Annotated in this window: 11 protein-coding genes and 1 pseudogene; 6 read left to right on the forward strand and 6 right to left on the reverse strand. The window is 35.6% G+C overall.

Features of this window, described 5'->3' with window-relative positions; all coding sequences use genetic code 11:
* Window positions 1-175 precede the first annotated feature (175 nt).
* Together FJR05_RS27970 and FJR05_RS13350 are read left to right on the forward strand one after the other, a co-directional pair.
* Window positions 176-580: pseudogene (locus tag FJR05_RS27970) on the forward strand (response regulator); the annotation flags it as partial.
* On the forward strand, window positions 566-1417 hold the full coding sequence (locus tag FJR05_RS13350; RefSeq protein WP_371416890.1) for a sensor histidine kinase: 852 nt from the start codon (window positions 566-568) through the stop codon (window positions 1415-1417). The pseudogene FJR05_RS27970 and the gene FJR05_RS13350, both read left to right, overlap by 15 nt.
* Window positions 1418-1483: 66 nt before the next feature.
* Here the strand turns inward: FJR05_RS13350 and FJR05_RS13355 are convergent, their stop codons facing one another.
* Complete coding sequence (locus FJR05_RS13355; RefSeq protein WP_168644566.1) at window positions 1484-2572, reverse strand: response regulator; 1089 nt, start codon at window positions 2570-2572, stop codon at window positions 1484-1486.
* 44 nt (window positions 2573-2616) lie between these two features.
* Entirely contained in the window at window positions 2617-4338 is a 1722-nt protein-coding gene (locus FJR05_RS13360) for a bifunctional diguanylate cyclase/phosphodiesterase (protein WP_168644567.1), read from the reverse strand.
* Window positions 4339-4797: 459 nt separating this feature from the next.
* Here FJR05_RS13360 and FJR05_RS13365 point away from each other — a divergent pair, with 459 nt between their 5' ends.
* The 4 genes from FJR05_RS13365 (at window position 4798) to FJR05_RS27975 (ending at window position 8803) form a co-directional block, all read left to right on the forward strand.
* Window positions 4798-5454 (forward strand): DUF1361 domain-containing protein, encoded by a 657-nt coding sequence (locus tag FJR05_RS13365; RefSeq protein WP_168644568.1) that lies wholly within the window; start codon window positions 4798-4800, stop codon window positions 5452-5454.
* 95 nt (window positions 5455-5549) lie between these two features.
* Window positions 5550-6368, forward strand: coding sequence for a TlyA family RNA methyltransferase (locus tag FJR05_RS13370; RefSeq protein WP_168644569.1), 819 nt, complete (start codon window positions 5550-5552; stop codon window positions 6366-6368).
* 104 nt (window positions 6369-6472) lie between these two features.
* The gene (locus tag FJR05_RS13375) at window positions 6473-7894 is read left to right on the forward strand and encodes a serine/threonine-protein kinase (protein ID WP_168644570.1); all 1422 of its coding nucleotides are present in this window, start codon (window positions 6473-6475) and stop codon (window positions 7892-7894) included.
* 135 nt (window positions 7895-8029) lie between these two features.
* Window positions 8030-8803 (forward strand): GUN4 domain-containing protein, encoded by a 774-nt coding sequence (locus FJR05_RS27975; RefSeq protein ID WP_371416889.1) that lies wholly within the window; start codon window positions 8030-8032, stop codon window positions 8801-8803.
* A gap of 678 nt (window positions 8804-9481) precedes the next feature.
* Here FJR05_RS27975 and FJR05_RS13390 read toward each other — a convergent pair.
* The 4 genes from FJR05_RS13390 to FJR05_RS13405 all read right to left on the reverse strand — a co-directional run bounded on the left by FJR05_RS13390 (window position 9482) and on the right by FJR05_RS13405 (window position 13480).
* Window positions 9482-10273: an SDR family oxidoreductase gene (locus tag FJR05_RS13390; RefSeq protein ID WP_168644571.1), complete on the reverse strand. Its 792-nt coding sequence runs from the start codon at window positions 10271-10273 to the stop codon at window positions 9482-9484.
* 700 nt (window positions 10274-10973) lie between these two features.
* Window positions 10974-11714 (reverse strand): metallophosphatase, encoded by a 741-nt coding sequence (locus FJR05_RS13395; RefSeq protein ID WP_168644572.1) that lies wholly within the window; start codon window positions 11712-11714, stop codon window positions 10974-10976.
* A gap of 246 nt (window positions 11715-11960) precedes the next feature.
* Window positions 11961-12770: a metallophosphoesterase gene (locus FJR05_RS13400; RefSeq protein ID WP_168644573.1), complete on the reverse strand. Its 810-nt coding sequence runs from the start codon at window positions 12768-12770 to the stop codon at window positions 11961-11963.
* Entirely contained in the window at window positions 12767-13480 is a 714-nt protein-coding gene (locus FJR05_RS13405) for a GTP-binding protein (RefSeq protein ID WP_168644574.1), read from the reverse strand. The genes FJR05_RS13400 and FJR05_RS13405 overlap by 4 nt, the downstream gene beginning before the upstream one ends.
* Between the last annotated feature and the right edge of the window lie 80 nt (window positions 13481-13560).

The following is a 13560-nucleotide window of genomic DNA, read 5'->3' on the forward strand; positions in this document are numbered from 1 at the left end:
CCTACTTCTACCTACCCTATAAACTCTCGAAAGTGGGGGGAGAGTGAAAAACTACCAAGAAATGTGTAGATTTGCACAAAGGCGAAATTCATGTAGATAGTGAAATAGACAAAGGAACAACAGTTACAATTACCATTACCAATTTAATCCTATAGAAATTTGTAATTTATTTTAGATGAAACTTATTAATCACGAGGGAGAAAATTTGAATACTTCACCTAATAGTGCCACAATTTTAGTAGTTGATGATAATGCTGTTAATTTAAAACTTTTGAATCATACCTTAAAAAGTGCTGGTTACAATGTCAAAATGGAAGTAAATGGGCTAAATGTCATCCCACAAGTCAAGAATAGTATTCCTGATTTAATCGTGCTAGATATTATGTTACCTGATATTAGCGGATTTGAAATTTGTGAGCAACTTCAATCTGATCCTCTGACTCGGGGTATTCCGATAATTTTTATGACAGCTTTAGCTGATACTGTGGATAAAGTCAAAGGTTTAAGTTTAGGTGCTGTAGATTATATCACCAAACCTTTTCAAAAAGAGGAATTACTGGCGCGTGTGCGAACTCATTTACATTTAAAGAAGTTAATTGAATCTTTAGAAACCCAGAACCAAGAACTTAGACAACTCACACAACGGAATGAGGATTTAGAAAATAGAGTAGCAGAACGAACAGCCGAATTAAAACAAGCGCTAGAAAAAGAGAAGGAATTAAACCAATTAAAATCCCGGTTTATTACAATGGCATCACACGAATTTCGCACACCTTTAGCCATTATTGCCTCATCTTCGGGCATTTTACAAAAATTTAGCGATCGCCTCAATGAAGAAAGAAAACAAGAACATCTACAAACAATCCAACACACAATCAAGCATATCACCCAAATCCTTGATGACGTTTTAATGATCAACCGTGCTGAAGCCGATAAGATAGAATTGAAACTCGAATCGGCAGATATCATTGATTTTTGCCATCATCTCCAAGCAGAAATAGCCGCTAGTAATAATGAAAATACTATCAATTTTTCTGTAGATTTAGGCGAAGAAATAATGGACAATTCTCTAATTATTCAGTTTGATAAAAAACTCGTACGGCAAATTATTACTAATCTGCTAAATAACGCTATTAAATATTCGCCTAATCATGATTTAGTTAAATTTAATTTAACTAAATCAGATGACAACATTGTATTTAAAATTAGTGATCATGGCATCGGTATTCCTGAAACAGATCAAGTTAAGTTATTTGAATCTTTTCACCGAGCCTCCAATGTTGGTAATATTGCTGGAACCGGTTTAGGACTTTCCATCGTTAAAAAATGTGTAGATTTGCATAAAGGCAAAATTAGTATAGATAGTCAAATAGGCAAAGGAACAACAGTGACAGTAACTATTCCTTATTTAACTTAATATCTAATATCCAGATACCCACATTTTTTAAGAAGTCAGAGATATATTATCCGTAATAGTCACCTATTAAGGAAGCACAATTCTAATAATAGTTTGCTTCTTATATATGCTCTCAATTGAAAACTCTCCTCCATGCAGTTCTACTAACCTTTTAGCAATTAATAACCCTAAACCAGAACCTTGCTGTTCATACATCTTACGTTCAAATTGAGCATAAGCTCCAATATTACTAATTTGCTCTGGAGTCATGCCACGTCCGTGATCAATTATAAATAGATGGAAAGTATCATTATCACTATGCCCTATAATTTTCACAGGTGTATTGGGTTGGGAAAATTTAAAAGCATTATCAATGATTTCTTTAGTAATTTTAGTCAATTTAGCTGGAGATAATTGCACCATTCCATCTGATATATCAATGCTTAAATCTGCCTCTCTATTGAAATTTTTGGCAATAGTTAAAGCTACATTTTCAATAATGGATTTTACGAAAATTTGGACTCCGTAATTCCTTAAAGCTGCTATTTTTTCAGAACTAGAGGCCAATAATTCTATTTCTGCATACATAAGAAAATTTATAGTTAATTCATGTAAACGCTTACCAGCTTTATTAATTGATGCCAGCATTTCTAAAATTTCTTCTCTAGAAATAATATCATACTCCTCAATTAATAAATTGGATATTCCCAAAATATGATTAAGAGGAGTATTAATTTCATGAGGTAATGAAGAACTAATACTTCTACTTAAAGTATTCAATTTTTCCTGAGTTTGTTGGTCAGATATTGCTTGTTTATCTAATCTAGTAGTAATTGCTTGCAGCAACTGTTCAGTCTGAAAAGGCTTAGTTAAATAATCATCAGCACCAAGTTCCATCCCTCGACGTAAATCAGACCAATCTGACTTAGCAGTTAAGAAAATCAAAGGAATTGTTGCAGTATCACTATCCTGACGCAGTTGAGTTAATACACCATATCCATCTAACTCAGGCATCATCAAATCACAAATAATTAAATCAGGATGTTTATCTTTAGCCAATTCTAAACCCTGTAATCCATTTTCTGCAACTAATGTATTAAAATCTGATAAATGCAATATTTCTCGAATATTGTTTCTGATTTGAGGTTCGTCTTCAATAATTAAAATTGTTTTCATCTTATTTTCCTTTGTGATTTGATAATGAGTGATTGCCTAAATATTTAGTTATTAGCTAGTAAAAAAAATTTCAACTCTTCTATGGGTAAAGGACGACTGAAAAAATATCCTTGAATAACTTCACAATTATTTTGTCTCAACCAATTTACCTCTTCATTTGTTTCTACTCCTTCGGCAATAATATTAACCTTCAAAGTGTTGGCTAACTGGATAATACTTTGTAAAATAGACTGTTTATTTTCAACCTTATCAACATTGCTAATAAAATACCGATCTATTTTTAAATGACTAAACGAAAATTCGTGCAGATATTTAAACGATGAATACCCTGTACCAAAGTCATCAATTGATACTTGAATTCCGCAATTCTTTAACGTATTTATTTTGTTCTTCACAAGTTCAATATCTTGAATAAACACCGTTTCCGTGAGTTCTAGTTCTAATAATTCTGGGTTGAAGTTTTCTTTGGTAATGATATCATTAATTTTTTGAACAAAATTTTCTTTTGTAAACTGAAAAGGGGATATATTTACAGCCAATTTAAAATTAGCTAGTCCTTCTGCTTGTAAATTTTTCAATTGTTGACAAGCTCTTCTTAAAATCCATTCTCCTAGAGGAATAATAAAACCTGATTGTTCAGCAATAGGAATAAATTCTACCGGAGAAATCATACCATATTCTGGATGTTGCCAACTGATTAATGCTTCAACACCAACCACTTTTTCAGTTGTAATATTGATTTGTGGCTGATAATAAAGTTGAAATTCTTTGTTCTCAATTGCCTGTAAAAAATCAGATTCTAAAATAAGTTTTCTAAAAACAACATCGAGGATTTCTTGATTATAAAAGCGATAAAAATTACCCTGTTCTAATCTATAATGTTCCAAGGTGACTTCTGCATGAGTTAGCAGTTCTCCTAATTGCAGCGCATCATTTGGATAACAAGCAATCCCAATTTTAGCTTGTACAGATATTTCCTGATCATTAACAATTAAAGGTTGTGACAAACTATCTAAAATTTGTTGAGAAACATCAGCAGCAACACTCCCATCTTGGACCGGCTTTAATAACAATGCTAATTGGTCAGTTTCTAAATAAGCCATGAAATCAATCATCTGATTAGACGAATTTAGCTTATTTAATTTTGCAGCTACATCCTTGATTAACAAGTGTTTAAAACTTGGTTTAAATAATAATTTACTATGATAAACAAAGTTTATATCAATTAGCAACAACGGCAAAAATTGATTTTGATTATAAGCTTGAAGACGGTTCTGATTAAAATACTCTTCTAAAAAAAGTTGATTGGGTAAACCAGTTAAACTATCATGACGAACTAGATCATATATCTCAGTTTCCATTTGCTGAATCTGAGTTTTATAACGTTGGGTTAATAGTTGACGTTTTTCTAATCGTGTAGAAATAGCCTCCAGTAGTTCATTAACCTCAAAAGGCTTAGTTAAATAGTCATCTGCACCCAGTAGCATACCTTGACGCTGATCACGGTGTTCTGCTTTAGCAGTCAGAAAAATAAAAGGAATTTCCGCAGTTAATGGTTTTTGGCGTAGTGCTTCAATCAGTCCATATCCATCTAAGTTAGGCATCATTACATCGCAAAGAATCATGTCTGGGTGATGCTTCTCTGCCATGCGTAAGCCTTCTAATCCATCTTCTGCGGTGACGGTAATAAACCCATGTAATTCAAGAATCTCCTGAATGTTTTCTCTGATTTGACGCTCATCTTCAATAATCAAAATCGTATTCATACAGATTTATGTAAAATAAAGGGTAGAAAATTTAGATTGGTGAATTGGTGACTTGGTGACTTGGTTTATATTAATACTTGACTGTAACATTTTCTAGTGATTTTTGCATCTTTATAAACCAGAAATTGTTCTATTTCCGTAACTTAGTTAATACTACGGATATCCAACTCAGTAATTATACTCGATTTATGTATTTCGCAAAAATTAACGTATAAAACATATAATATGAGAATCCCTGTACATCTCAACCTATTAAAAGCCCTGAAAACATAGCTATAATTCCTGATCAACCTTGCCAAATGACGATAAAAAATAAGTAAAAGCAAAAATTCTGAAAAACAACCATTTTATGCAACCTTGATCTAAAATAGAGTCTTGTACACAATATTGTTAAAGTTGTCAAAAGTCTACAAATACTGTGTCAACAAAAAATAAATTTATTCTACACATTTCAATTCTATGAAAGCAGAAGTGATTGAATTAATAACAACAGTTTTCCAAGTATTACAAATTAATATGCGGTGGATGACTTGGAATTTATTTTTGGCTTTTATCCCTTTAGCTTTAAGTGTTTGGTTGTTTCGTCGTCAAGGTGGACGTTCTTGGGTATGGTGGTTAGGATTTCTGAGTTTCTATGCTTTTTTACCAAATGCACCTTATTTATTAACCGATGTTATTCACTTCATAGATGATATTCGCCGAGTTCAGTCAGTATGGGTAATTACATTAGTCTTAATTCCTATTTATCTTGTGGTCATTCTGGGCGGATTTGAAGCTTATGTTATATCATTGATAAATTTGGGTTACTACTTACACCGTATTGGCAAAAGTCAATGGATTTTTGCTGTTGAATTAATAACTCATGCGCTTTGTGCGATCGGTATTTATTGGGGAAGATTTTTGCGGTTTAATAGTTGGGATTTTATTACTCAACCAGATGCCATACTAACTAAAGGTGTGGAGGAAATTCTTGGTAAACAACCGTTAGTTATTATTGCAATTACTTTTGTAATTCTTTGGGGTTTGCATTGGTTCATGAAACGAATTACTTTAGGTTTTGTTAAAAATGGTGTTAATTCACCAACAAATGATCATCATCTTCACAATATTGGCTAATTATATAATATTAAATTAAAGATCCCCGACTTCTTTGAGAAGTTGGGGATCTATTTTTTGAATGAAAACACCCATAAATAACATAGAAGGTAAAATTGGTTAAACAGCGATTAGATACATTATTAGTGGATTTGGGATTATGTGCTTCCCGTCAACAAGCACAACGGCTAATTCAAGCCGGAGAAGTGACTGTCAATCAACATAAGATTGATAAAGTCGGAACTGAAGTTGATATTACAGCCAATATTCAAGTTAAAGAACGTCCTCCTTTTGTTTCTCGTGGTGGTGAAAAACTGGCTAAAGCTTTAGAATTTTTTGGAATTTCTGTAACTGATAGAATTTGTTTAGACGGGGGAATTTCTACAGGTGGCTTTACTGATTGTTTATTACAAGCCGGCGCAAAACAAGTTTATGGCGTAGATGTTGGTTATGGACAAGTTGACTGGAAAATTAGAAATGATCAACGAGTAATTTTAAAAGAACGCACGAATTTACGTCAACTACAACCAGCAGAATTATATGCCGAAAATGCCATATTTCCTGATTTGATAGTTGTTGACGTTTCGTTTATTTCCTTAACAAAAATCCTGCCAGCGGTATGGCAATTAACACAAGCTCCCAGAGAGGCTGTATTACTTGTAAAACCACAATTTGAGGTTGGCAGGTCTCGCATAGGTAAAAAAGGCGTTGTCCGCGATCCTGATGACCAAGCTGATGCGATTTTTCATGTGATGAAAGGGGCGTTAGAGTTAGGATGGAAATATAAGGGTTTAACTTGGTCGCCAATAACAGGGCCTGCGGGAAATATTGAATATCTTTTGTGGTTGGGAATGGGAAGCGAAATCATACCCCCAACTTTAGCAGCAATTCAAGAAATAACTAAACAAGTAATTCACGAGTTTGGGAAAAAATGAGGAATAATAAACAGAGAAAGCTGTTAATAATTTTACTTGTCAATTCTGTAAAAAACTACTCACAGTATACATCAAAATCATTATCTTTATATATTCCTCAACCGATGATAATTTGGCATCCAGGGCAAAAAATCAACAAAGGTAGATTTATTATTCAAGGTAAACCCTTGGGTAGCGGTGGTTTTGGTATTACCTACAAAGCTTTAGAACCCAAGACGGGTAAATTATACGCCATTAAAACTCTCAATCAGCAAATGCAATTGGGAGATGACTTTGCAGACCAACAAGTTAAGTTTATTAACGAAGCTTTAAAAATAGCAAGTTTTGATCATAAACACATTCTCAAAGTCCATGAAGTTATCGAAGAAGAGAAAGTAATTGAGGAAGAGAAATTTAGATTGGTTGGCATGGTGATGGAATATATTAATGGGGTAACTTTATTTAAGTATGTCCAGAATAAAGGACAACTTTCTGAAAGTGAAGCACTACTATATATAAATCAAATTAGTCAGGCTTTAGAATATATTCACGCTAAAGGAAGTTTACACCGCGACATTAAACCCGAAAATATTCTCTTACGCCAAAATGAACAAAATGAACAAGAAGCGGTTTTAATTGATTTTGGTTCAACGCGCAGTATGGCTAAGAAAAGCATGACTATCTCATTAACAGAAGGTTATGCACCTATTGAACAATATCGGGATAAAGGCAATTTTGGACCCCATACCGATGTTTACGCTTTGGCTGCAACTTTATATTATCTTCTCACGGCTGATGGACTTAAACGAGACTCAAAATCTACTCCAGCACCCGCATACAAACGTGAACAGATTAAAACTTTTGACTTTTTAGTAAAACCAAAAGTTTATAATCAAAGTCTTAGTCAGAGGGTGAATGATGCTATTTTGCAGGGTATGGAATTAGAACCGGAAAACCGGACTCAGACAGTATTGAAGTTTCGGGAAAATTTGGGTTTAGTTAATATTGAAAAAGAGCAAGAAATACAATTAAAATCATCCGTAGGAATGGAATACAATAACCTGCGTGATTTACTCAAAGCAGAGAAATGGGAAGAAGCAGATGAAGAAACAACACGGGTAATGTTAGCAGTTGCGAACAAGAATCGGTTAAGGAAAAGTTGGTTAAATGTTGATAGTATTGATAATTTTCCTTGTGAAGACCTTCGCTCCATTGACCAGTTGTGGGTAAAATACAGTGATGGACGTTTTGGTTTTTCTGTTCAGAAAAAGATTTATCAAAGTTTGGGTGGAACGAGGAGTTATGATGAGAAAATGTGGCAAGCCTTTGGGGACAAGGTAGGATGGAGACACCAAGGAATCTGGTTATACTACAATAGTATTAATTATGAAAAGTATGGCAAGAAAGCACCAGAAGGCCACCTTCCTGCGGGTCTAGTTTTACGTGAGAGGGATCGGATCTCGTTTACGTTCTTGTATCAGGATCTTGAGGTGGTTTGTTGGGTAGGGTTTTGCTTTTTATCTCGCGTCGAGACTTGTAAACTGTAACATCTAAAGCTTTCAGAAAATTATTAAGTCAGAATCAGGATAACCAGGATTTGAGGATTTACAGGATGTTATTGATAAATTGATGGTTTGATTTGATGTCTTTTTTTATTTCAATTAGTAGGGTAATCTATACCAATGACAAATCATTCACAACAACCGGGAAAATACGATGCTGTACTGGGTGGTCAACATCAAACCTCAGAGTTTGCAGCAGTTTTAGGTGGGATTGAAGGGGTAAAATTAGGATTGAGTAATCCTAACCCCCAAGTGAGAATAGTGTCACTCAAACAGGCTTTGAATTATGGAGAAAGTGGGTTAGATTTAGTTATTCAGTCTTTAAATGATGACTGTGAAGATGTCCAAAATACTGCTTATGGTTTATTAACACTTCGTACAGAAGCAAAGGTAAAAGAAGCGTTAAGAATATTCGATAATGCACAATTAAAATCAGATGTAGGAATGAACTACAGCAAACTGCGTGACTACCTCGCACAAGGGAAATGGAAGGAAGCAGACGAGGAAACAAGACGGGTAATGTTAGCAGTTGCGAAACGGGAAAAATTTAGGTTAGATGATAAAAGTATTGATAATTTTCCCTGTGCAGACCTTCGTACCATTGACCAATTGTGGGTAAAATACAGTGATGGTAAGTTTGGTTTTTCTGTCCAGAAACGAATTTATCAAAGTTTGGGTGGAACGAGAGGTTATAATAGGGAAGTAATAAAGAAGTTCGGGGACAAGGTAGGATGGAGAAAAGGAGGCGACTGGTTGTACTACTTTGATATTACTTTTGACAAGAAAGCACCAGAAGGCCACCTACCCGCTTTAAGTGGGCGGGTTGTCTTTGGTTTGGGTTATGGCCATCAGCGTTGGGATTTACCGTCTCTTCTCTCGCGTCGAGACTTGTGAACTGTAACATTTAAGGGTTACAGAAAATTATTAAGTCAGAATCAGGATATCCAGGATTAAAGGATTTACAGGATTTTATTTTCTGATGAAAGCTTCCCCAATTCTGAGATAATTAATTAGATGAACGAGAAAATTACTCCCTTCCCACACAAAGATAACTGATATTTTTTCTCTGTGTCCTCTGTGGTTCGTTTAAAAAAAATAGTAATCTAACAGTAATATCAAGAATAATTGAATCCAGATAAACACAGATAAACACAGATAAAGATAGACAATCAAAAATCAAAACATGATACTTTCAAACAACATCCTGTAAATCCTAAAATCCTGGACATCCTGATTCTGACAAATTAAAATATTAGTACACCACAAATAAAATCAAAATCCTGTAAATCCTCAAATCCTGGATATCCTGATTCAGACAATAATATATTTATTTCGTAGCAACTATTTTGATTATCAAGCGATCGCTACAGTAATATCAATTATGATTCTGCACTATTATTACAGGGTTAGTGATGGTGTCATTATCAAATTTTTAGTTGGGTTGCGCGATCGCTTAACCCAACCTACCATTTTTTAACTTTACTTTACGCAAAGACACAAAAAACACTTTGCGCCTTTGCGCCTTTGCTCCTTTGCCTCTTTGCGCGAAACAAAACTCCAATAGGTTGAAGTTTATCCCGCAGCGTCAGGTAATGGTTTTTTCGGTGTTGCTAGTTGCAGGATGATATCTAATAACCAAGGGGCAAGACGTTGGCATAATACGGCTAAGTGAGATTGCCAGCCGACTAGGATTTCTGCGGTATCGTTTTCTATGCCAGTAACGAGCGCTTGGGCGACTTGTTCGGGTGTCATGGGGATCACTCCTCGGAATGATTGCAAGTCACGCACCATGTCTGTTTCGGTGAGGGAAGGGAGTAGGGCGATAACGCGAATATTGTGTTGGGCGAGTTCTTGACGTAGTGCCTGGGTAAATCCGACAATGGCAAACTTGGTGGCGGAATATGTGGCCATTGTCGGGGCGGCAACTTTCCCCATTAAACTGGAGACATTGACAATGATCCCTTGTCTTTGACTAACCATGCGTTTGGCTATCAAGCTGGTGAGGGTGTACATTCCCATCAAATTGACGGAAAGTTCTTCTTGGAGTTGGGGAAGTTTTGATTGCAGAAATGAGTTTTGATGTGCGACTCCGGCACAATTTATGAGTAGGTGAATTGGTCCATAACTGCGCCACAATTGAGCTACGGCTATGTTGACGTTGATTGAATGAGTTAAGTCTAAGGCCATGATGGTGGTTTCTACGCCTAAAGCTTCGATTTCTGCGGCTACTTCGGCTAACTTTTGGCGATCGCGTGCTACTAATATTAACCTTTTCATGCCTTGTTTGGCTAATTCTAGGGCGATCGCTTTACCAATTCCACGAGAAGCCCCAGTAATGAGTGCAACTTTTCCTTGAATCTTCATCGGTTTTCACCTCTAAATTCTTCATTTTTTGTCTTCCGTTTGCGTTCTTTGCAATCAACAGGTTAGACAATTGATGAACGGTAAACAAAAATCAAATCTCTATACAGTGACAAGATGGAAGCTAATTTTTCTGCTCATTTGCAATACCCCTTTATTGCTTCTCGAAAGCAGAAATTCCCCGTTGTCAGGATTGTTTAATCAACATAAAAAACTTTTGGCAGGATGGATAAAGCTCATTGATTTCACCTCGCTAAATTATCCGAGCATTCACCAGTGCTGTCGTACCTACACACATTAGCAACTAAATCAAGTTATTGCAATATTTTTTAATCAGGATTTCTGATCAGTCGTTTTCGTAAAGTATATATATGGCAGTCGTGATTGATATAAGTTTTTATGAATAGTCAGCAATTTATATCATGATCCCCTCACAATTGCTGAAATTTTGTTACCATAAATACATTTTTTAACTTATTCAAGACAATGAATTTGTTGCATTTCCATTTTCGGTAAAATATAGGGTTTCCCAGTCTACCGAGGTACAAAATTACCTGTGTTTATCTGCGTTTAACTCTGACTTCTCATATCTCATTGGACGGGGAATTGCTATAACATTAATTTATTTGTGGTCAAATATTATTATTTTGTGTAACTGCTGATCCCCGAAAACAGCAGCTAAAATTATCTTAGTAACAGCTTATCAGGTTTTACTCTGCGATCGCTTTTGAAACCCCTTACTCTGTCCATAAAACACAGTTTTAAACTGCACCTGATTTGTCCCAGGATTGTAAAGAGTATAAGTTGCTTCTCCTGGAGTCCTTCCCACACCTCCCACTCCAATCACTTGACGAGGAGTAACCGTGACTGTTTCTGAGGAAAATTGATGATCAAGAGTAGTAATTTCACTGCTAATAGATCCTGCTTGTAACTGATACTGAAAAGTTAAACCAGAACGACCGCAAAATAGATTATTTGCTTGCATTCTTGATAATCTATCTAACATTTGAATAGGAGGAGTATCGGGAGTCAGTTCATCATTTACCCCCATTGTTGAACCATGTATTAATAAACAATCTAATTCAAAAAAACCAAAATCCAGATTTCTCAACCATTGTACAGTCTGACGGGAAACACAATCCCACAACATCTGCACCGTATCACCCCCATATTTTGCCAGCAATTCCGGTGCATCTCCAGTCGGACCCAAACCATGTAAAATCAAACACTGTTCTTCCCACCATCCCTTGCAAATCATTGGTTCTAATTCACCCCGTCGCGGTGATTTCACCCTTTCCACTAGCTGTTCACATTCTCGCCTTGGTCCAACTAAATCACCGATGATATACAATGCCTCTACATAACGATTTTTCAGCTTAATATCAGCTATCACAGCTTCATAAGCCGCTAAATTTCCTTCAATTCCACTTAAAATTGCCCACATAATTAATTTTGGATTTTAGATTTTGGATTTTGGATTAGTTATTAGGACTTACCCATTGAGGAAGTTCACCAAATATGAAATGTGGATTTTATCTCTTGTAGGGTGCGTCAGACCCGATAATTTCACAAAAAACAGATTTTCTCTATCTGACGCACCTACTCAATCAGTTATTCCCAAAACTGAAAACGACGCAATTTCGTTTATTCATATCATGGCAGGTTTTACATTGCCTAAATCCTAGTTATTTTATCTAGTACAAACATGAGTGGGATCATCTGCGCGTTCAGCATACTCCAAACCATGCGCTAAACGCCAAGCAAAGATTTCTGGTAATCCCTTCTCTATAATTGCTGCACAGGTTTTTTGATAATCATAGGTTACTTCCCGCAAAGTCACCCCTTGAGTATCAGTTTCATAAATTACATAAGTTGCATTTGGTCGTCCATGTCGCGGTTCTCCAACAGAACCAACATTCACAATCTTTTTCAGCGCAGATGAAAAGCTAATTTTCCGTGATGCTGCTTGATTATGAACCTGAACTTGTAACTCACCAGCATCAAGATTACGACTATAAGGAACATGAGTATGTCCACAAAACAGCACATCTGCACCTGTAGAAATTACCCGTTCTAAAGCCACAAAAGCATCAAGTTCAGGTAATAAATATTCATGATTACTATGGGGACTACCATGAACAAAAGCTAAATTTTGCCACTGGAGACTATAGGGTAAACTGGCTAAAAATTCGCGGTTTTCTGGATGAATTTCTTTATTAGTCCATTCATGAGCTTGAATACCTCTTTTTTCCGCCAGTATGGAAGGATAACTACAATCACAAGCATTCAATCCTTCCACAATATCTTCATCCCAACAGCCAGCACAAGTAGGAATATCTAAAGCGCGAATTTGGTTAATCACCTCATTAGGATGGGGTCCATATCCTACCAAATCACCAACACAAAATATCTTTTCGGCTTTTTGTGAGTCAATATCTAATAATACAGCGTTTAAGGCTTCATAATTACCATGAATACATGACATGACAGCTATTTTCATAATTGTTGACCTTCTAATAAAATTTGTTGTACTTGCTGTTGATATTGAAAAATTAAGGATTCCGATAAACAGCAATCTGACAATGTTGATTTTAAAGCTGCCTCATCTAAATTTTTGCCTACTATTTCTATGCCACTAAACCGTTGAGGTCTACCTTGTAAATGTCGTGGTAAGTCTAATTCTAAAAAATTTATTTGGGGAACACCATTGACAAAATCACAGTAAAGAGAACGCCCATCATTAACATCGAAAATTGCCTTAGCACGAGTAACAATCCCATAAGCACCATGAGTTATTTCATACCAAAATTCATCCAAACTATTTTCATCAATAACTTGACCTGTAGTTGCTACCCTCCATAAATTTTCTCCAATTATCATGGGTGCAGGTGCGCCATATATAATTTCATTTGCCCAACTATCATACTCCGAATTTTTCAACTCCGGGGGAATAACTGCTATAGCGTGGTAAGTGAGATGATCTAATATTTTTGATACACTGTCTAATTCCAAATAAGCACCCAATTCCACATAAACACTATCTGCTGTGGGTATTTGATAAAGAAATTCAATTTCTTGACCATCACTAAAAATTCTCAACTCAGGAAATTCAGTAGCTATTTTAGTTTGATCAATAGGAACATTCCCAGTTCCTGGACAAAAATAAATGACTTTTTTAACAGATCGAACATCTCGAATTTGTTGACAAATCCAGGTAGTTTTGCCCGCACCGGATCAGGGCTATTTCATTCTAAAAGAGAGGATAAAATGGTAGAGATATCTAGGCATCT

This window comes from Dolichospermum sp. UHCC 0259 (genome assembly GCF_009711935.1).
Classification (GTDB): domain Bacteria; phylum Cyanobacteriota; class Cyanobacteriia; order Cyanobacteriales; family Nostocaceae; genus Dolichospermum.

What these genes read in the sequence shown, in the direction of transcription:
- FJR05_RS13355 (WP_168644566.1), bottom strand. Translation starts at nt 2,572, where the DNA reads ATGAAAACAATTTTAATTATTGAAGACGAACCTCAAATCAGAAACAAT.
- FJR05_RS13360 (WP_168644567.1), bottom strand. Translation starts at nt 4,338, where the DNA reads ATGAATACGATTTTGATTATTGAAGATGAGCGTCAAATCAGAGAAAAC.
- FJR05_RS13365 (WP_168644568.1), top strand. Translation starts at nt 4,798, where the DNA reads ATGAAAGCAGAAGTGATTGAATTAATAACAACAGTTTTCCAAGTATTA.
- FJR05_RS13375 (WP_168644570.1), top strand. Translation starts at nt 6,473, where the DNA reads ATGATAATTTGGCATCCAGGGCAAAAAATCAACAAAGGTAGATTTATT.
- FJR05_RS27975 (WP_371416889.1), top strand. Translation starts at nt 8,030, where the DNA reads ATGACAAATCATTCACAACAACCGGGAAAATACGATGCTGTACTGGGT.
- FJR05_RS13390 (WP_168644571.1), bottom strand. Translation starts at nt 10,273, where the DNA reads ATGAAGATTCAAGGAAAAGTTGCACTCATTACTGGGGCTTCTCGTGGA.
- FJR05_RS13395 (WP_168644572.1), bottom strand. Translation starts at nt 11,714, where the DNA reads ATGTGGGCAATTTTAAGTGGAATTGAAGGAAATTTAGCGGCTTATGAA.
- FJR05_RS13400 (WP_168644573.1), bottom strand. Translation starts at nt 12,770, where the DNA reads ATGAAAATAGCTGTCATGTCATGTATTCATGGTAATTATGAAGCCTTA.